This is a genomic window from Phycisphaeraceae bacterium, assembly GCA_019636555.1.
In the GTDB taxonomy this organism is placed as follows: Bacteria; Planctomycetota; Phycisphaerae; order Phycisphaerales; family UBA1924; genus JAFEBO01.
In genome coordinates, this window is record JAHBXH010000001.1 from 1,920,978 (window position 1) to 1,940,567 (window position 19,590).

The 19,590-nt window shown below is 62.0% G+C and carries 18 protein-coding genes and 1 tRNA gene; 16 read left to right on the forward strand and 3 right to left on the reverse strand.

The window, feature by feature from the left end:
• The first annotated feature begins 136 nt into the window (after positions 1-136).
• The 6 genes from KF691_08010 (at position 137) to KF691_08035 (ending at position 5,403) form a co-directional block, all read left to right on the forward strand.
• Positions 137-445: a DUF3467 domain-containing protein gene (locus KF691_08010; GenBank protein MBX3389385.1), complete on the forward strand. Its 309-nt coding sequence runs from the start codon at positions 137-139 to the stop codon at positions 443-445.
• 11 nt (positions 446-456) lie between these two features.
• Complete coding sequence (gene argC, locus KF691_08015) at positions 457-1,515, forward strand: N-acetyl-gamma-glutamyl-phosphate reductase (protein MBX3389386.1); 1,059 nt, start codon at positions 457-459, stop codon at positions 1,513-1,515.
• The gene (argB, locus tag KF691_08020; GenBank protein ID MBX3389387.1) at positions 1,512-2,324 is read left to right on the forward strand and encodes an acetylglutamate kinase; all 813 of its coding nucleotides are present in this window, start codon (positions 1,512-1,514) and stop codon (positions 2,322-2,324) included. Before argC ends, argB begins: the two co-directional genes overlap by 4 nt.
• A gap of 100 nt (positions 2,325-2,424) precedes the next feature.
• Complete coding sequence (argF, locus tag KF691_08025; protein ID MBX3389388.1) at positions 2,425-3,381, forward strand: ornithine carbamoyltransferase; 957 nt, start codon at positions 2,425-2,427, stop codon at positions 3,379-3,381.
• Between the two features lie 65 nt (positions 3,382-3,446).
• Positions 3,447-4,667, forward strand: coding sequence for an argininosuccinate synthase (locus KF691_08030; protein MBX3389389.1), 1,221 nt, complete (start codon positions 3,447-3,449; stop codon positions 4,665-4,667).
• 19 nt (positions 4,668-4,686) lie between these two features.
• The gene (locus tag KF691_08035) at positions 4,687-5,403 is read left to right on the forward strand and encodes a hypothetical protein (GenBank protein ID MBX3389390.1); all 717 of its coding nucleotides are present in this window, start codon (positions 4,687-4,689) and stop codon (positions 5,401-5,403) included.
• A gap of 325 nt (positions 5,404-5,728) precedes the next feature.
• On the opposite strand, the gene KF691_08040 is transcribed toward KF691_08035, so the two are convergent.
• Positions 5,729-5,935, reverse strand: coding sequence for a hypothetical protein (locus KF691_08040; GenBank protein ID MBX3389391.1), 207 nt, complete (start codon positions 5,933-5,935; stop codon positions 5,729-5,731).
• A gap of 72 nt (positions 5,936-6,007) precedes the next feature.
• Here KF691_08040 and argH point away from each other — a divergent pair, with 72 nt between their 5' ends.
• The 3 genes from argH (at position 6,008) to KF691_08055 (ending at position 9,179) form a co-directional block, all read left to right on the forward strand.
• Positions 6,008-7,387, forward strand: coding sequence for an argininosuccinate lyase (gene argH / locus KF691_08045; protein ID MBX3389392.1), 1,380 nt, complete (start codon positions 6,008-6,010; stop codon positions 7,385-7,387).
• 105 nt (positions 7,388-7,492) lie between these two features.
• A complete protein-coding gene (locus KF691_08050) occupies positions 7,493-8,155 on the forward strand; it encodes a biliverdin-producing heme oxygenase (protein ID MBX3389393.1) in 663 nt (220 codons plus the stop codon).
• A 310-nt stretch (positions 8,156-8,465) separates the two neighbouring features.
• Positions 8,466-9,179 carry a hypothetical protein gene (locus KF691_08055; GenBank protein MBX3389394.1) on the forward strand — a complete coding sequence of 238 codons (714 nt, stop codon included), beginning with the start codon at positions 8,466-8,468 and terminating at the stop codon, positions 9,177-9,179.
• A 293-nt stretch (positions 9,180-9,472) separates the two neighbouring features.
• Here the strand turns inward: KF691_08055 and KF691_08060 are convergent.
• A tRNA-Val gene (locus KF691_08060) sits at positions 9,473-9,546 on the reverse strand.
• A 196-nt stretch (positions 9,547-9,742) separates the two neighbouring features.
• Between KF691_08060 and KF691_08065 the strand changes: the two genes are divergently transcribed.
• Entirely contained in the window at positions 9,743-10,444 is a 702-nt protein-coding gene (locus tag KF691_08065) for a PEP-CTERM sorting domain-containing protein (GenBank protein MBX3389395.1), read from the forward strand.
• A gap of 536 nt (positions 10,445-10,980) precedes the next feature.
• Positions 10,981-13,260 carry a S41 family peptidase gene (locus KF691_08070; GenBank protein MBX3389396.1) on the forward strand — a complete coding sequence of 760 codons (2,280 nt, stop codon included), beginning with the start codon at positions 10,981-10,983 and terminating at the stop codon, positions 13,258-13,260.
• 6 nt (positions 13,261-13,266) lie between these two features.
• Here the strand turns inward: KF691_08070 and apaG are convergent, their stop codons facing one another.
• Positions 13,267-13,782, reverse strand: a complete 516-nt coding sequence (gene apaG, locus KF691_08075) for a Co2+/Mg2+ efflux protein ApaG (protein MBX3389397.1) — start codon at positions 13,780-13,782, stop codon at positions 13,267-13,269.
• Between the two features lie 54 nt (positions 13,783-13,836).
• Here apaG and pdhA point away from each other — a divergent pair, with 54 nt between their 5' ends.
• The 5 genes from pdhA to KF691_08100 all read left to right on the forward strand — a co-directional run bounded on the left by pdhA (position 13,837) and on the right by KF691_08100 (position 19,582).
• A complete protein-coding gene (gene pdhA / locus KF691_08080) occupies positions 13,837-15,015 on the forward strand; it encodes a pyruvate dehydrogenase (acetyl-transferring) E1 component subunit alpha (protein ID MBX3389398.1) in 1,179 nt (392 codons plus the stop codon).
• Between the two features lie 22 nt (positions 15,016-15,037).
• On the forward strand, positions 15,038-16,444 hold the full coding sequence (locus KF691_08085; protein ID MBX3389399.1) for a dicarboxylate/amino acid:cation symporter: 1,407 nt from the start codon (positions 15,038-15,040) through the stop codon (positions 16,442-16,444).
• 1 nt (position 16,445) lies between these two features.
• A complete protein-coding gene (locus KF691_08090; GenBank protein ID MBX3389400.1) occupies positions 16,446-17,495 on the forward strand; it encodes an N-acetylmuramoyl-L-alanine amidase in 1,050 nt (349 codons plus the stop codon).
• A 59-nt stretch (positions 17,496-17,554) separates the two neighbouring features.
• Complete coding sequence (locus KF691_08095) at positions 17,555-18,460, forward strand: hypothetical protein (protein ID MBX3389401.1); 906 nt, start codon at positions 17,555-17,557, stop codon at positions 18,458-18,460.
• A gap of 285 nt (positions 18,461-18,745) precedes the next feature.
• Complete coding sequence (locus KF691_08100) at positions 18,746-19,582, forward strand: CHAD domain-containing protein (protein ID MBX3389402.1); 837 nt, start codon at positions 18,746-18,748, stop codon at positions 19,580-19,582.
• Positions 19,583-19,590: the final 8 nt, after the last annotated feature.

Here is a 19,590-nt window from a genome sequence, read left to right on the forward strand (position 1 = left end):
GGGGGTTGGGGGAGGCCGGCGCGGGCAAAGCGAGCGGACTAAACTCGCTTTCCAACCTCGCGATGGTTGTACCACAACCCGCGAGCAAACAAAAGCAGCAGCCCCGTCTCAGTTTCTGCGGGGACAGGAGTTTTCCATGTCGGGCACGCCGAACCAGAACCAGCAGCAGCAAGTCGCCATCCGTATCGATGAAACCAAAATGGTGACGACTTACGCCAACACGATCCGTACGACCAACACGCAGGACGAGGTCGTGCTTGATTTCGGGCTGAATGTGCCGCAGCAGGGGCCCGATGGTCAGCAGGGGATTCATTTCGCCATCGGCAGCCGCGTGGTGATGAACTGGAACGGTGCGAAACGACTGGCGGCAACTCTGTCGGAATTGGTCCGGCGATATGACCAGGCGATGGCCGAAGCCAACAGCGCAGTCCCGCGCGTTCAGTAAGGAAATGGAAAATGGGAAATGCGGCGCGAAAGCGCGTCGTGATCGTCGGCGCCGGCGGATACTCCGGTGCGGAACTGGTTTCCATCCTCTCTCAGCACCCGGGTGCGGAAGTGGTGGGCTTGTTCGCATCCGCGCGCCGCGAGAAGGGCGATCAGGCGGGGAAGTTCGAAGAGATTTTTCCCCGATTTCGCGGCATTTGTGAGCTGCCCATTCTTCCAGTCGAGTTCGACGCAGTTGCCGCGCTGAAACCCGACGCGGTTTTTCTCGCGACTCCCCACGAAGCGAGCGTCGAGCTCGCCCCCCAGTTCCTGAAGACGGGGGCGGTTGTCCTCGATCTCTCCGCGGCATTTCGGCTGAAGAACCCCGGCCTCTATCCCAAGCACTACGGGTTTGAGCACGGCCACGCGGCGCTCCTGAGAGAAGCTGTGTACGGTTTGCCCGAACTCTTCCGCGAAGAAATCGCGAAGGCGTTCCTGATCGCGGTTCCTGGTTGCTACCCGACGAGCGCGATCCTGCCGCTCGCCCCGCTCAAGCGAGCCGGGCTGATTCGCGAAGGCACGCGCCCGATCGTTGATAGCGCATCGGGCGTGACGGGAGCCGGTCGCGGCGCAAACGTGAAGTACATGCTGGCGGAGGTGAGCCTGCAGCCCTACGGCGTGCTTTCGCACAGGCATCAGCCGGAGATCGACGCCTACGCCGGACTGCCCACTCTTTTTACGCCGCATCTCGTCGCGTTCGACCGCGGCATTCTTTCCATAATCCACGTCGATCTTGTGGATGGAACGACCGCTGAGAAAGTCGGCAAAGTGTTCGGCGAGGCATATGCAAACGAACAGTTTGTGAGGCTGCTGCCTTCGAAATCGTTTCCGGCCGTCAGCGACGTGCGCAACACCAATTTCTGCGACATCGGCTGGGCGATCGACGAAGCCAACTCTCACCTGTTGGTGTTCAGCGCCATCGACAACCTGGTGAAGGGCGCCGCGGGGCAGGCCGTGCAGTGCATGAATATCTGCCTCGGGCTGGGAGAGGCCACCGCGCTGCGACCGAAGCAAAACGGAGATCGTTCGTGAGCGCATCCGGGCCGCTCATCGTGAAGATCGGCGGCACAACGCTGGAAAACCAGGCGGAACAGGATGAGCTGTGGAAGTCGCTCGTCGCGCTCGCAGTGTCGCACGCCGGCGGTCTGATCCTCGTGCACGGGGGCGGCAAAGCGGTTGACAGGCTGATGGATCGGCTGGCAATCAAGCCGCAGCGCGTGCAGGGATTGCGGGTCACGCCCGACGAACAGATCCCCGAGATCGTCGGAGTTCTTGCGGGCACGGTGAATAAATCGCTCGTCGGGTGTATTCGGCGCGCGGGTGGCAGGGGTGTCGGACTTTCGCTGGGCGACGGGGCGATGCTGACATGCCGCAAGGTCGCGCCGATCCCGACGGAATCGGGACCGGCGGATCTTGGGAGAGTGGGCGAGGTTGCTGGCGGCAACGCGGAATTGGCGCGCACCCTGCTTCAACACGGCTACATCCCGGTTCTCTGTTCGATCGGTCTCGATGAGTCCGGCAAGCCGCTCAATCTGAACGCCGACGATGCCGCGGCGGGGTTGGCAAGAGCGCTCAAGGCCTCTGCCCTCGTGCTGCTTACCGATGTCGAGGGAATCAAGAACAAGGCGGGTAGCCTCGTTCCACAAGCGACGCCCGAGGAAATCGAACGATTGATCGCGAGCGGTGATGTCTACGGCGGAATGATCCCAAAGACGCGTGCCGCGGCCAAGGTCGCGAACGAGACAGGAGCGGATGTCGTCATCCTTTCCGGCGATCGACCGGAGCATCTGCTTCGCTGGTCGAAGGGTGAGCAGGTGGGGACGCGGATCACCGCCTCGTGAAGCAAGCGAAGTCGCTGGGTGAATTGTGAGTTTGCGCCCGGCGCGTTCATTCCAATCCCGCATATTGTCTCGATTCGCCTTCCGGAGACTCACACAGAAAATGCCCGGCTTTGCCTCGATCCCCAATGTTCGCCAGAACGATGTGCTTCGCCTTGCCCACCTGACCCGCGACGATGTGCTCCGGCTCTTCGAGACCGCGCGGGCGATGAAGAAGAATCCCGCCGAGTTTTCGGAAGCGCTCAAGGGCCGATCGGTCGCGATGCTCTTCGAGAAGCCCTCACTGCGCACGCGCGTGAGCTTCGAAGTGGGGATTCATCGCCTCGGCGCACAGCCTGTCTATCTCGATCACTCCGAGCAGCGACTCGGCGAGCGCGAGGCCGTCGCTGACTACGGGCACAATCTCGAACGCTGGGTCCACGCGATCGTCGCGCGGGTGTACAAGCAGACCGTGCTCGAACAAATGTCGGGAGCAAGCAAAGTTCCGGTCGTCAACGCCCTCAGCGACATGTTCCATCCGTGTCAGGCGCTCGCCGACTTCATGACTCTGCAGGAAAAGCGCGGCGAGTTGCAAGGCCTTCGCCTCGCCTACGTCGGCGACGGCAACAACGTGTGTCACTCGCTCATGGAACTCGGCGCGATACTCGGCGCGCACGTCACAGCGCTCACGCCCCCCGGGCGCGATCCGACGCCGTCTGTGCTCGAAGAGTGCAAGGCTCTTGCCTCAACGTCGGGCTCGCAGTTGAAGGTGACGCACAATGTCGGCGACATCGCCGGCCACGATGCAGTCTACACCGACGTCTGGGTCTCGATGGGACAGGGGTCCGAGACCGACCGGATCCGAAAGCTGTTCAAGCCGTTTCAGGTCAACGCGGGTCTCATGCAGAAGGCGGCAGAAGGCGCCAAGCAGCCGCCGCTCTTCATGCACTGCCTCCCCGCACATCGCGGCAGCGAAGTGACGGACGATGTGATCGATTCGCCGAATTCTGTCGTGTTCGATCAGGCAGAAAACCGCATGCACGCCCAGATGGCGCTGCTTTTCCACATGCTCCGCGACTAATCTTTGCTGGTTTCCACGTTCGCACCCGCCGCGCCGCAAGATTCCGGCCGCGTGCACACGAGAGATTGTCCATGCCCAAGAAAATCGCCATCGCCTACTCCGGCGGCCTCGACACTTCCGCCATCATCCCCTGGCTCAAAGAAAACATGGACTGCGAGGTCTACGGCGTCGTTGGCGACGTCGGCCAGGGCTCCGACGAACTCGTCGGTGTCGAAAAGAAAGCCAAGGACTCCGGCGCGAAGGACTGCGTCGTCGTCGATCTCAAGAAAGAATTCATCGACGACTTCGTGATGCCGACCGTCATGGCCGGTTCGCTCTACGAAGGTCGCTACCTGCTCGGCACCGCCATGGCCCGCCCGATCCTCGCCAAAGCGCAGGTCGAAGCCGCACGAAAGTTCGGCTGCACGGCACTCGCCCACGGCTGCACCGGCAAAGGCAACGATCAGGTGCGCTTCGAGGCCGCCTACGCCGCCCTCGCTCCCGACATGGAAATCATCGCGCCGTGGCGCCACGAAAAGTGGGATCTGACCGGCCGCCTCGCGATGCTCGACTATCTCAAAGCCCGCGACATCCCCACGACCGCGAGCGCCACCAAGATCTACTCGCGCGACCGCAATCTGTGGCACATCAGCCACGAAGGCGGCAGCATCGAAGACCCGTGGAACGCGCCGCCCGAAGATTGCTACATGCTGACGGCTTCGCCGGAAAACGCGCCAAACAAGCCCGAGGAAGTCACGCTCTCCTTCGAAGCAGGCCGCCCCGTTGCGCTCAACGGCCAGAAGATGGAGGCCTGGAAAATCGTCGAAAAACTCAACGGTATCGGCGGCACCCATGGCGTCGGCCGCGTTGATCTCGTTGAGAATCGTCTCGTCGGCATGAAGTCCCGCGGCATCTACGAAACCCCCGGTGGCACAATCCTCGTCGAAGCCATCAAGGGCCTCGAAGAACTCGTGCAGGATCGCGAAACGCGCCATTTCAAAGAGCATCTCGCGCTCTGGTTCGCCGAAGTCGTCTACAACGGCCGCTGGTTCACTCCCTACCGCGAAACTTTGTGGGCAGCGATCCAGAAGTCCAGCGAGAAACTCACCGGCGAAGTCGTGGTCCGGCTCTACAAGGGGACCGCAACCGCGATCCGCCGCAAGAGCCCGAATTCCCTCTACTCCGAAAAAGTCGTGACGTTCGAAAAGGGCGAGATCTACGAACACAAGGACGCGGGCGGCTTCATCAAGCTGCTGAGCTTGCCCGAACGTATCCGCGCCCTGAAGTCATCTGGTCGAGTCGAATAAGCGCTTCGAAAGGAGATGCATGCGCGTCACCACGTTCGGGATATCCGCGCTCGTGCTTGCGCTCGTCGCGTGCAACCGGGGCTACAAACCCTATGAGACCGGCGATTCGGAATATCAGGCGGCAATGACCGACGACTTTCGCGCGACCTTCGCCGTGGACAAGTCCACGCTGAAGTCCTGCGGCAACAACCCATACTTTGCGATTCAGCCCGGCGCGGTCAGCCGCTTCCAAAGCGGACACGAAACGCTCACGATAACGGTGCTCGCTGAAACTCGGGTGATCGACGGGGTCGAAACCCGCATCGTCGAGGAACGCGAAGAAACGCCGCGCGGATTGAAGGAGGTTTCCCGCAATTTCTTCGCCTGTGATCCCGCAACCGGCGATGTCTACTACTTTGGCGAAGAAGTTGATATCTACGAAAACGGGGAGATCGCAAGTCACGCCGGGGCCTGGAAGTCCGGCGAAGGCGGCGCCCGCTTCGGACTCATGATGCCGGGCCAGCCGATCATGGGCGATCGTTTCTATCAGGAAGTCGCCCCCGGAATCGCGATGGATCGTGTCGAAATCGTCAACGTCGCCGACGAGGTCGCGACTCCCGGCGGCAACGTCACCCGCGCGATACGTGTAATAGAAACGACGCCTCTCGAAAGGGGTTCGAGTACGAAGATTTTCGCTCCGGGCCTCGGCCTCGTAAAAGACGGCGATCTGTATTTGGTTTCTCGCACGGACGGCTAGTCCTGCGGTTGAAACGAGAAGCGACGCGGTTTGCCGAAACCGAAACCGCGGCACGCCGGTCATTGCGTTCCAGAAAACCCGTCCGGCTGGCCGAACTACGGCCTCGCCCGGCTCGTATGAAGGGGAGTCAGCGGAAAGACTCTCTCATCGATCTCTCTCCTCTCCAAACGGCACCCCGGAAGCGTTGGCCAAGGCCAAAGTTCCCGGGGTGTCGTGGTCTTTGGGCCGGGCGCAAATCGCAAAATTCTGAACAGTGATTGCAAGGTTTCGCCCCGCGCCGGCAACTCTCTTGGCGGGTCACAAAGACCCGCCCCTGAAAACCGAATCACGAACCTCTCTTCTCTCTCCTCTCCTCCTGGCGCCACGCCTTAATCAGGTCTGACGCCGATTCACAACCGAACCTCTCCTCCTCTCCAAGCGACACCCCGGACGCGCTCGCGAAAGCCAGTGCCTCCGGGGTGTCGTCGTTTTTGATTCGGAAATCCTCACGCATCCGACACATCCACAAAGCGGCTCTGATCGGTCCGTCCATTGCTAGCCTTCTCCGTGTCTTTCTCGGTGGTCCCTTGTGTTTCTCCGTGTTGATGTATCTGAAAGGTCACCAATGGCTCTCTGGGGCGGACGCTTCGAAACCAAGCCCGACGAACTCTTCAAGCAGTTCAACGATTCGCTGCCCGTGGATGCCGCGCTCGCGCTTCAGGACGTGGAGGGCTCGATCGCCTGGGCCAAGGCCATTCACCGCGCTGGCGTGCTGAACGATCAGGAACTCGCGCGCCTCACCGCCGCTCTTTCAAATCTGAAATCTGAAGTTTCAAATTCGCCCGCTCTCCCTCTCTCGGGCGCCGACGAAGACATCCACTCCTGGGTCGAGCGCCGGCTGATCGAAGCGGTGGGGGACCTCGGCAAAAAGCTCCACACCGGCCGCTCTCGAAATGATCAGGTCGCCACCGACTTTCGTCTCTTCGTTCGCGCGCAAATCGATGCGCGACTCGCCGAGTTGAAGGATGCCCGACGTGCGCTCATCGACTTGGCCGAGCGCACAAAATCTATCATCACTTCCGGCTACACGCACCTCCAGCGCGCCCAGCCCATCCTCTTCGCGCACTGGGCGCTTGCTTATCAGGAAATGCTCGAGCGCGACGCCGCCCGCCTCCGCGACGCCCGCAAGCGCGTCAACATCTCACCCCTCGGCTCCGGCGCGCTCGCGGGCACGACCTATCAGGTCGATCGCGAGCAGATCGCAAAGGACCTCGGCTTCGATGCGCCGACCCGCAACAGCCTCGACGCCACCAGCGATCGCGATTTCGTGCTCGAAACGCTCTCCGCCAACTCGATCACGGCTCTTCACCTCTCCCGCCTTGCCGAAGACCTCATCCTCTTCGCCTCGCAGGAGTTTGCGGTCGTCGAGATGCACGATTCCGTCTCCAGCGGCAGCAGCCTCATGCCGCAGAAGAAGAATCCCGATGCGTGCGAACTCATCCGGGGCAAGGCCGGCCGCATCTTCGGCGCGTTCGCGACGCTCGCGATGACGGTCAAGGGTCTCCCGCTCGCGTACAACAAGGATCTTCAGGAAGACAAAGAGCCGCTGATCGATTCGATGCAGCAGCTTTCGATGTGCCTCCGCGTGCTCGTGCGTGTGCTCGACACGCTCAAGGTCCGCGAAGATCGCGCTCGCAATTCCGCGCTCGACGGCCACGCCAACGCAACCGAACTCGCGGATTACCTCGTCGCCAAAGGAGTCCCGTTCCGCGATGCGCACGACATCGTCGGAAAACTGGTGAGACTCGCGATCGAAAAAACCAAACGCCTCGAGGACCTGCCGCTCGCCGAATTGCAGGCGATCGACAAGCGCATCGACGCCGGCGTGTTCAAATCCCTCGAACTCGAGACCGGTCTGGCACGCCGCGAGATTCCCGGCGGAACCGGTCCGCGGGCCGTGAGCGACGCGATCGACGCTGCGCGAACCCGACTCCAAGTCGGCTGATCGCCGATCGAACGCTCACCGCCGACCCGCATGTGGCGATTCCGCTCGACTTCGCCGCCGATGGCGCTATCGTAGTTGAGACTCTTTCTCAACATTGGATTCGCCATGACCACCACGACACCGACCATGGGCCTCGCCGACACACTCAAAACCAAAACGCAACCGGCGCACACCGCGGCGGAGCGCCACGACTTTCAGGGGCGCGTCCTGCGTGGGCAGCTCGGGACCGCCGGTTTCGTGGCACAGTTGGGCCAGTATTACCTCGTCCACACGGCTCTGACGAGCGCGCTCGAGAACGCAAAGTCCGACGCGCGAGTCGCCCAGTTGCTGCGGCCCTATCACACCTATCCGGACCGATTCGAAGCCGATCTTCGCCACTTTGGTGTGGACCCGTCGTCCGTCACACCTGTCGCGGCAACGCGGCGAATGATCGATGAGATCGCCTCCGCTGACCCGCTTTCGTTGCTGGGCTTTGCCTATGTCGCCGAAGGCTCGACCAACGGAGGCAAGTTCATCGGACAGGCGCTCCGCCGCGCTCTCGAGCTGTCCGGCGGCGAAGGTCTCTCAAGCCTTGATCCGCACGGTGAGGCACAACGCGAACGCTGGCAACAGTTTCGAAGCGGACTCGATCAACTCCAAATGGACGATGCGGGTCGTGCGCGCTTGATCGCTGGCGCGGAACATTATTTTCAATTCATTATAAAGCTTTTTAATGAATTAAATCTCATGTTTCCTATCAATCCGGCGAACCTGCCGGTCACACGATAGACCCGATCCGGTCTTTGCAAAAACCGCACAAAACCAGAGCATTTCACACCGAAATAGGGCATTCGATCCAGCCCTCGCTGTGCGGCAATCGGACTGAAACGCATTCATTATCTTCCGATCGCGTTCGGCGCGTCAAAAGCAGGACCGATTATCAGAATCACTGCTTCTTTGAAGAATTGACGCAAGTAGGCGCTGTGCGCAGACAGTCTTCTGGTACGATTTTCGACGAGAGACGAGCTCCCACGTCGGGAGCGAGCGCGTGTTCCGCCGCGCTTTGATCGAGACATCATCGAACGAGGAGGATTGAGACATGAAGAGTTGCCTTCTTGGGCTCGCCATTTCGGCGGGTGTGGCGTTCGCCTGTAGCGCGAAAGCCGACCTCATCGCGTACTGGAACTTCAACAACAGCACCGCAGGCACGAGCGGCGGATTGGGCACGATGGATGACGCTTATCCGTTCGCCGCGAACGCCGGTTCTGGCACCATCACCACGAATTTCTCGGTCAATACGGTCGCGGGGACATCCGCGCAGAACACCGGCGATCTGGGAACCTTCGGCGGGACGACCGACAACGCACTCTTTGGCGACGCTTCCGGAGGCGCTCTCGCCATGCGCGCCGGCAACGGCGTGGACAGCGGCGTGACGAACAACGGCAAGTGGGTGCAATTCAACATCAGCACGGTCGGCATCACTTCGGCGCTCAGCCTCAGCTACGCCACGCGGAACACGAGCACCGGGTTTCAGTCGCAGACCTGGGAATACTCGGTCGACGGGTTGAGCTACACGCTGATCACGGTCGTGAACTCGCTTACGACCTCTTTCGCCGTTCAGACGATCAACATCAATGATCTGGCCGCGTACGGCGCCGCAAACCTGCGCCTGCGGGTCACCTTTGACGGCGCCACCAATCAAAGCGGCAACAACCGCATCGACAACGTCCAGATCAACGGGGTTCCGACGCCCGGAACGCTTGGGCTGTTGGCCGCAAGCGGGCTCATCGCGATCCGTCGTCGCCGGGCCTAGGCGCGCTCGGGATCGTTTGAAAACGATTTGATTCGCGGGCGTGGAAATCGCCGCGAACCTCGATCGTCCTTCCCAGCCCTAACCCTCAACCGGGTCAGGGCTTCTTAGTCATCGTGTTTGGGTTCGTTGTGGTGCGGCGGCGACGGGTCGGTGCTTGAGTCCGCCAAGTGAGGAGACAGCCTCCCGATATGGATTCGGTTCGGTGGAGCATCCGCAACGCGGCGCGGGGTCGAGTCGCGTAATCGGACCTGCCATACCGCAGGATGGGGCAGGGAATCAACCAGACCTGAAAATGGGCGCAACAGGGCTCGAACCTGTGACCTCGGCTATGTGACAGCCGCGCTCTAGCCAACTGAGCTACGCGCCCGAAGGGCGGGACTATACCCGGTCCGCACCCGAACTGCCAGCGGCGCAATTTCTTTGCGAAAACTGAATGAAAGTCGGGTCATGTTAAGGTTGGCTTCCGGTATAGTCTTAACATAGAGAGACAAGCCCCCGTTGTATGGGGGCAGGCGCGTTCCGCCGCGCTGTCGAGGAGAGTTTGCAATAGGAGGTTTGAGAACATGAAGATTTCTGCATTTGCACTCGCCGCTGTGGCGGGCGCAACCATCGGCGCGTCCGCGAACGCTGCGGTCTTGACGTCGTGGGACTTCGAGAATCTGCTAAGCACCTATTCGGTCACCGGCGCGAATTCCGGAAACATCGCTTCGACTGGCGGACTGTTCGCGGGTAACGCGTCCGGCACGCACGCGTCCGCGGCGACCGCGTATTCCAGCCCCGTTGGAAACGGTTCCGCCCGTTCGTTCAGCTCGAACACGTGGGCGATCGGTGATTACTACCAGTTCACGAGCAGCACGCTCGGCTACCAGAACATCACCATTTCGTGGACGCAGACCTCCAGCAACACCGGTCCCCGCGATTTCGGGCTCTTTTGGAGCACCAACGGCACGACGTTCACCCAGATCGGATCCACGCTGACCGTTCTTGCGAACGCTTCGCCGAATCCGACGTGGAGCTCCGGCACGGCGCAGGCGATCTTCAACTTCGGACCGACCGCTGGTCCCGCGAACTTGGACAACCAGGCCACGGTTTACTTCCGTCTCGTGAACCTGTCGAACATTTCCGCGAACGGCGGTTCGGTCGGCACGGGTGGCACGGATCGCGTCGATGATGTCGTCATTTCGGGCGATGCGATTCCGGCTCCGGGCAGCATCGCGCTCGTCGGTCTCGCCGGCCTCTTCGCCGGCCGCCGTCGTCGCATCTGATTCCGCCTTGTTCTCGTGGGGCGGACCGTGTTGGTCCGTCTCCGGATCAGCACGTTCTTGGCGGTTCGTTTGCTGATCAATTCCGCCCCGGGCTTCCGCGCCCGGGGCGGTTCTTTTTGAGGCGGACTGTCCGCAGATTCACCGGTCGTTCTGGAGCGCTTGCGACGGCAGCCGCGTATGAAGGCCTGGACATTTGAGTTCCCCATTCCGGCTTCGCGAACCGTGCGTGTGCCCGACCGGTACAAGCGTGTGCCCGGGCCTTCCGATCCTCCCGAACATTTGGGTGGGAGCGGTCCGATATGCTCGGGCGTTCGAGCGGAACGATCGCGCGGTCAACACCGGCGCGTTCAATGCCGATCGACGCGTGAGTGGTTCGTCCGTTCGACGGTTCCTCGGGCTGGCTGTTTGCCGCGGCGGTTCGCCCGGCAGTGGGAGGTTTCGTGGAGTTGACTACAAGGACGCGTGTGTTGCGATTCGGTCGTCTGCTTGCGTGCGGGGCTTTTCTCCTTGCGTCCGGAGCGCCGTATTCGGCCTCAGTGGTATTCGCCGGTGAGACCGCCGCGAAGGCCGATGCGAACGAGTGGTCGCAGCGCGCGTGGCGGATCGCCAAGAGCGGCCGCTTCGACGACTTCGTGACGTACATCCACGAACTCCCAGACGACCCCGCCCTCGGGGCCGACCAGCGTGCGGAGATGGAGCGGTCGGTCAAGCTGCTCGACGAGAACTTCGCCAAGCGCGATCAGCGCCGCATCGAACGGCTCGCGGAAGTCAATAAGGAACTCGACGAGCGCCTTCAAGGAGACCTGACGCCCGCTCGTCTGGCGAAGGCGATGAGGAGCGCGCTGGAACTCTGGGTCTTGTCCACCGACAAGCCTTCGGTGCTCGCCGACGCGCGAGTCAAGAAACTCGTTGAACTGGCGGACGCCTCGGCGCGAAAGGCCGAGCAGAACGGCGAGTGGTTGGTCGCGAGCGAAATGTTCAGCCTCCTGAATGCGCTCCTCGAAGAATCCGGGCAGTACAAGCCCGATCTCGAACGTCAATCGCGCCGGCTGGCGATGATCCGCATGTACACGCCCGAGCGTTTGTGGGAAATGCGCAACCAGCGGCTCAAGGCCGAAGGCGAGAAGGAACTGCCGCCGTACAACCCGACCGGCGACAACTACCACCAGAAGCTCAAGGGCATCGATCAGGACATGGTGGTGCGTGCGATCGCCCGCTCCTCCGATCACGTCGAGCAGATTCCCACGCGCCGGCTTCTGACCGGCGGCATCATCGCAATCGAGACCATGATCGCGACCAACGACCTTCACCGCGCATTCCCCGAGCTCGACAATCAGAACGCGAAGGAAGCCATGCTGACCGCGCTGCGAACCGAACGCGAGCAGCTGGCAACTCCGAAGAAAAACGCCTTCGGGCGCGTGACCGAACCGGGCGTGGGAGAAATCGATGCGATCCTGACCCGTCTGCTCGCCGTCAACGATCGCACCACCAAGATTCCGTCCGAGGCGATCCTCCACGAATTCGGAAACGGCGCGATCGATCAGCTCGATGAGTTCAGCGCCATCATCTGGCCCGATGAGCTCAATCGCTTCAACCGGACCACGCAGGGCAAGTTTGTCGGCGTAGGCGTGCAGATCGAACTGGATGATCAGTCCAACGTACGCGTGGTGACTCCTCTCGAGGGCACCCCGGCCTTCCGCGCCGGGATCCAGGCCGGCGACATCATCAAGAAGATCAACGGCAAGAGCGCGTACGGCATGTCGATCGATCAGGTCGTCGACAACATCACCGGCCCCGAAGGCACGCAGGTGATTCTTTCGGTCGATCGCCCCGAGACCGACAGCGCTCAGACCGCCGACGCGATCGCCGGGGATAGCGGGCAGCCGTCGGCAGTGGAAGCGCCGAAAGACAACGACGCGAAACCGGAGAAGAAATACCGCGAGATGGAGTTTGCGATCAATCGCCAGCTCATCAACGTGGTCTCCGTCAAGGGCTGGAAGCGCAAGGGTGCACGCGAGGATTCTTGGGACTGGTTCATCGATAGGGACAACCACATCGGCTACGTGCGCTTGACCCAATTCAGCGAGAAGACCGCCGAGGAACTCCGGCGCGCCGTGAGCCAGATGCAGAAAGAAGGACTTAGCGGCCTGGTGATGGATCTGCGGTTCAATCCGGGCGGTTATCTCGATCAGGCGGTGCAGGTCGCCAACTTGTTCATCGACAGCGGCGTTGTCGTCGCCATGCAGGGCCCCAACGGCCGCGCGGAGAGTCCGGAGATGGCCAGATCCAACACCGCCAGATTGAAGACAACGCCCGTCGTTGTGCTGATCAACGAAGGCTCCGCTTCCGCGAGCGAGATCGTCAGCGGCACCCTCCAGCACTACGGGCGCACCGGTGATGTCAACGTGATGGTGCTGGGCCAGCGCAGCTACGGAAAGGGCAGCGTGCAGAAGGTGTTCGGTCTCTCCGACGACGCCGCGATGAAACTCACGATGCAGTACTACGCCATCCCCGATTCCGCGCCGCCCGGCTACAGGATCATCCACCGAAAACCCGGTGCGCGCGAGTGGGGGATCACGCCCAACATCGCCATCGAGATGCTGCCGAAGCAAACCACGGATTCGATCCTTCTGCGCCGAAATGCCGACATTTTGCCTACCGATCGCGATGATTCATCGAAGTCGGCGCTCCCCGACCCCGACAAGCTGCTCACCGATGGCCTCGATCTGCAGCTCGAAACCGCAGTCGAAATCCTGCGAGCATCGACATTCGGTCAGCACCCCGGTTCGAACATTCAGGTTCGCAACGACCGCTGATGCGAGTCAGGCTCTTGCGCTCGCACCGGACCCGATTTCGCTTTCCGCGGCAACCAGGTAGAAGCGCGCGACTCGCGCCTCAAAGTTCTCGGGCCAAGGTCCGTCGAGCAGTGACGATGCTGTTTCACCTGCTCGTCCCGGTTCGCGCGCCCGAAAAGAGAACGCTCCTTCCATCGTTCCCCATGGTGTGGGAAGCGGACAGAAGCTTTCGTATTGGAAGAACTGACCGGGGCCCAGAATCGGCTGCCGGCCGACCACACCCTCGCCCTCCACTTCGCGGAGCTTGCCGTTCGCATCCACGATCGTCCAGCGTCGCGCGAGCAACTGCACAATTCGATCGGTCGAGTTGGTAATTCGCACCCGGTAGCCGAACACGTATTCACGCTCGGAGGGATCGGACTGATCCGGCAAAAACACCGGGACCGCCTGCACCCGCACGCTTCCGCCCGCGAAAGGGGTTGTCGCTTCGGATGCCCTGTGATCGCGCGAAGGGCTGGTTGGGCCGGGAGGCGCCGTATCCATGCAAAACTCTAAGCCCGCGGAAAAGAGCGGGTTCGCTCACCTACCCTATCACCGATGACTTCCTTGGCTCATTCACCCGTCGATATGTCCGCAAATACCACCAAATCAGCCGCCGCCCAGCCGACCAAAAAGGGCGGTCCCCGGGCTTCCGACAGTCTCCCCCCCGAAACACTCGTCCGCTGGCTGAGGGACATGTTCCTCATCCGGGAGTTCGAGAATCGAACAGGGCAGGCCTATCAACAGGCGAAGATCGGCGGATTCTGCCACCTCTACACCGGCCAGGAGGCCACGGCTGTCGGCACCATCGCGGCGCTGAACCCCGACGATCCGATTGTCACCGCCTACCGCGACCACGGCCACGCTCTGGCCCGGGGCATGGACCCCGGGGCCTGTATGGCCGAGATGTTCGGCAAAGCCACCGGCTGTGCCAAGGGCAAGGGCGGGTCGATGCACATGTTCGATAAGCCCAACTGGCTCTTCGGCGGCCACGGAATCGTCGGCGCGCAGACGCCGCTCGGGACCGGGCTTGCGTTCGCCGCAAAGTACGAAATCGAGGTCTTGAAGCGGGGCGTGGACGGCGGGCAGGCGAAGAAGAAAGTTGCCCTCGCCTATCTGGGCGACGGTGCCCTGAATCAGGGCGCGCTGCACGAGGCGATGAACCTCGCCGGGCTCTATGGCATCCCCGTCATCTACATCGTCGAGAACAACGGCTACTCGATGGGCACATCCATCAGCCGCGGCACGACAATGTCCGAAGACCTTCGCAAGAAAGCCGACGCCTACGGCATCCGCGGCGAGATCATCGACGGGCTCGATGTGATTGACCTCTACGACGCGTTCAAGCCGCTGGTCGATTGGTGCCGCGAAAACCAGAAGCCGGCATTCGTCGATCTCAAGACGTATCGCTATCTCGGCCACTCGATGTCCGATCCGCAGAAGTACCGGACAAAGGAAGAGGTCGATCAGTACAAGGCGAAGGACTCGATCGATCGGCTCGCGGCACACCTGATGGAAGATCGCAAGGGTCCGGACGGCAAACCCTTGCTGACCGAGCAGCAGTTCATCGAGCTGCAGTCCGAGGTGAAGGCCACGGTCAAGGCCGCGCTCGACTTTGCGGAGTCGTCGCCCGTTCCGGACGAGAGCGAGTTGTACACAGACGTCTTCGTGAACCCGCAGCCGAATCTCTCGCCGACCTGCGAGTACACGCAGGGCGCGAAGAACCCGTTGCTGTGATGCGCGGTATTCTGTCCGGCGCATGAGGCTTGCACTTCACTGGCGGATCGTCATCGCGCTGTTGCTCGGAGTTGTCGTTGGCGGCGCGTGCAGTCTGTTCTGGACCGCGGAAACCTGGAAGAGTCTCGGAGTCGGAGATGCCGCGGCATTTCTCGCTGGGAAAGCGAGCGATGCGAACGGCCAGGCCGGCTTGGCCGCGACCCTGGTTCGCTTTGTGATCAACGCAGTCAGTCTTGCGGGCGATCTGTTCATCCGCTTGCTGCGATTTATCGCGGTGCCCGTCACGCTCTTCTCGCTGATCGTCGGCGTTGCGAGCCTCGGCGATGTTCGGAAAGTGGGCAAGCTGGGCGCACAGACTCTGCTGGTATTTCTGGTGACGACGGTTCTGGCGGTGGTCATCGGTCTCGGGTGGTCAAATGTTGTCCGGCCGGGAACGTTTGTCTCTGAGGAGCAAAGAACGGCGATGGCAAGCGCCCGCGCCGCCGAAGTCGCGCAGCGCGTGGACGCCGCGGAAAAGGCCGGGCAAGCCGTCAGCGGCTGGACCCTGATCCGCAATCTCGTTCCGACCAATCCGTTCCGCGCGCTCGCAGATGCGGAGATGCTGCAGGTCATCGTGCTTGCCGTTCTTCTCGGAATCGGGCTGACCATGGTGGGAGTCGCGCCAGGGCAACGCGCCCACGAGGCGCTCCGTGCATGCTCCGGGCTCAGCGATGCGTTCATCGCCATCACGCAGGCGATCATGGCGCTCTCGCCGTACGCCGTGTTCGCGCTGATCGTGCCGGTTGTTGCGGGCATGGGGCTCGACGTTCTGCGCGCGCTCGCCGTTTACTGCCTCGTCGTGGTCGGCGCCTTGGGCACCGTGCAGTTTGTGGTTTTCCCGCTCTGTCTGCTGCTGCTGTCGAAGGGGCGCGTGAGCCCGCGCGCGTTCTTCCGCGCGACCGCGCCGGCGCAGCTGTTGGCGTTTTCCTCTTCTTCTTCCGCCGCGACTCTCGCCGTCAACATCGAGTGCGTCGAAAAGCGATTGGGAGTTCCGGCCTCGGTTGCGAGCTTCGTTCTGCCGCTGGGCGCCACGATCAACATGAACGGAACCGCGCTCTACCAGGCGGTCGCCGCGACTTTCCTCGCGCAGCTCTACGGGATTCCGCTGACCCTGAGCGACCAGGTTCTCATCGTGGCGACCGCCACGCTGGTATCAGTCGGCACGGCCGGGGTGCCCGGAGCGAGCATCGTCCTCATGGTGATCGTTCTCGAATCGATCCACGTTCCTCCGGCCGGTATCGCGATCATTCTCGGCGTCGATCGGATTCTCGACATGTGCCGCACCGTCATCAACATCACCGGCGACGCGATGACCGCGGCACTGATCTCCGCGCGCGAGGGATCCTTGGGAAAACCGACCGATCCGGATGCTGTTTCCGCGAGCGCGTGACATGAGCCCGCGAATTGGCCGGCACAACTTCGTTCGATTCTGTTCCCGCGTAGCTCTGCGCTGCGCGATCGCGATCTCAATCTTCGTCGTCGAGGGCTGCGAATCGCAGCCGAAAGTCGGCTCGGAATTGCGTCGCACCGGCGACGAGATCGTGATCGCCGGAAGGCTCATCCACACCGGCGCGCCGGTTGTGTTGTGGACCGATCCCGGCGGATACGACGGTTACCGCACGGAGAAGAGGTTCGCGCCGCCCGCAACTCCGACCGGTAACAAAGCGCAACAGGCCGAGCCCGCCGCGCGTTTCGATTCGCGCGCCAAAGACTCCCCGCTCGCGGAAACAACCCACGGCGGAAACTGGAGTCTCAACCAGCTGCGCGGGCAGATCGATCAGATCGTTCTGCACTACGACGCCAGCGGCACGAGCCGCCAGTGCTTCCGAACATTGCACGATGTGCGCGGGCTCTCGATCCATTTCATGGTGGACCTCGACGGCACGATTTACCAAACGCTCGATGTGAAGGAGCGCGCGTGGCACGCAACCAAATCGAACAGCCGATCGATCGGAATCGAGATCGCCAACATCGGCGCGTACCCGAGCGAGAGCCCGGTTCTTGAAAAGTGGTATACTCGCGATGAGCGCGGGCTCTACGTGACGCTGCCGCCGGAATTCGGGGACGGCGGCATCCGGACACCGGGTTTTGTGGCGCGCCCGCGACGGTCCGACTTCGTGCGGGGCGAAGTTCATGGGCAGATCCTTGTGCAGGCGGACTACACCGCGCAGCAGTACGCGTCGCTCGCTTCTCTGCTGGCGGCGCTGCACATCGCGCTGCCCGAGATACCGCTCGAATCGCCGCGCGGCCCGATGAGCACGACGCTGTCGCGTTGTTTGACCGACGAGGAGTGGGCGGAATTCAAGGGCGTGCTCGGTCACAGCAACATTCAAAGAAACAAGATCGACCCCGGTCCCGCGCTCGATTGGGATTTCCTGCTGTGGCTCGCTCGAAAGAAGCTCGATCAGCCGATCAAGTTCGAATCGGTCGACGGTTCTTGATTTCGCGGTTGGCGTAGGATCGAACACGCTGAGCGCGTGCGCGAAGAGAGGAAGGACGGATGAGGAATATCGCTCCGGTGTGCGGTTCGTTGGTCTCGGTGTTTACTGCGCAGATCTGCGGCGCGGGTGAGAGGGTCGCTTCGGCGAGCGACTTCACCGCGCTCGACACGTCGGTGGTGTTCCATCTCGATGGAGGCGCCGATGCGAAGCCTTCGCAGCAGGCCAACAAATCTTCCGGCGATGACGATGACCTGGCGAAGAAGCTGAACAACCCGGTCGCCGATCTGATCAGTGTTCCGTTTCAGTTTAATTACGACAAAGGCTTCGGCCCGAACGATGCGGGGAAATACACGCTCAACATCCAGCCGGTGATTCCGGTTTCGATCAGCGAAGACTGGAACATCATCTTCCGAACCATCGTGCCGGTGGTGTATCAGGAAGCGCCGGCGCCCGGAATGTCCGACAAGTTCGGGCTCAGTGATACAACGGCGTCGCAATTTTTCTCGCCGAAGGAACCGGGACCGTGGGGACTCATCTGGGGTATCGGTCCGGTTGAATACATCCCGACGGCGACCGATTCGCAGCTCGGGCAAGGACAGTTCGGTCTCGGGCCCACCGCGGTTGTGCTGAAGCAGGATCACGGTTGGACATACGGAATTCTCGCGAACCACATCTGGCGGGTTGCGGGTCCGCACGGCGACCCCACAATCAATGCTTCGTACTTTCAGCCGTTTCTCAGCTACACGTGGCCGACCGCGACCACGCTCACGCTCAACACCGAATCAACATACGACTGGACGGCGAAGCAATGGACCGTGCCGCTCAACCTGATGGTGAGCCAGATTTTCAGGGTCGGTGAGCAGCCGGTGAGTTTGCAGATTGGCGGACGCTACTACGCGGAGAGTCCGATTCAAGGGCCGACGTGGGGTCTGCGGATCAATCTCACTTTCCTATTTCCGAAGTAGCGAACGGGGGCAGTACGGGCCAGGGTGCGCGTGTGTTTTCGGCTTCCGGGTGTTCACTTCGCCGGGGCTGGCGCCAGTCGACAAGCCATGCACAGGATTTCCACAAAGGCGGCGGAATCGGCATCCGGCTGACCCCGGTTTTTGCGCCACGACGACGGGTTGTGTGAAATCTTTCGGGCGCTCCAGTTTCACGGAGCGGGCTGCACCACGCTGCCTATACGCTCGCGCGTGGAACGTCGACGGCAAGGACGCCGAATCAGCCCTTTTCCGAAGGTGCCGCGCCGAATGCTGTCCGCAGTGGTCGAAAGAACCGGTCAACGCACGCTGGAGGTGCAGCCTGCGCGGCTGGCGCGCCGGGCGGTCGGAGAGGTTCTCGATGCCGCGGAACGCTTGATGGAAGCTCGCGAAGCGACGCCGGAGAAAGTGCACGCGCTGAGGCGTTCGTGCCGCACCGCCAGTGTTGTACTGGACGTTCTGGAGAGCGCGATCGACAGGAATGCCGCGGAGAGGCTGCAGAAGACTTTGCGAAAGCTTCGCCGGCGTGCCGGTCGCGTGCGCGACCTGGATGTGCATGTCGAGATCGTCTCGGAATTGCTTGGCGAAGAGGGCCAACCCCGCCGGTTGCAGAGAGAGATCGAAGAGGAGCGGCCGCTCCATGAACGCGATCTGCTCGAGTATGTGGCGAAAGTGACGCCCTCGCGCCTGCGGAAGCTGCGCGCTCGCCTCGGCGTCGATGAAGAAACCGAGCCAACAACGATCCGCAAGCAAGTCGCGCGTCGCGCGGGGCGCTGGATCGATCGAGCCAACGAGGTTCTCTCGCATCCGCTTCCGGCCGATGCGGCCCTGCACGACTTGAGGATCGATCTCAAGAAACTCCGCATTTCGCTGCGCACGCTTCGCGATCTCGGGGTCCGCGGCACGAAGCGCAAGGAAGAGATCATCGCCGGCGCGGCGCGCCATCTGGGACGATTCCACGATGTTGCCACATTGCGCGAGCGATTGGAACAGCGGACCGACGCGGCGCTCCCGGAAATCGCAGAGCTCATTCGAAGGCTGCGGACCGAGGAGAGCGAATCGGTGGTGAGAGCCCGCGACTCGCTGCGAAAACTCCGGCGCGCTTAGATGTGATG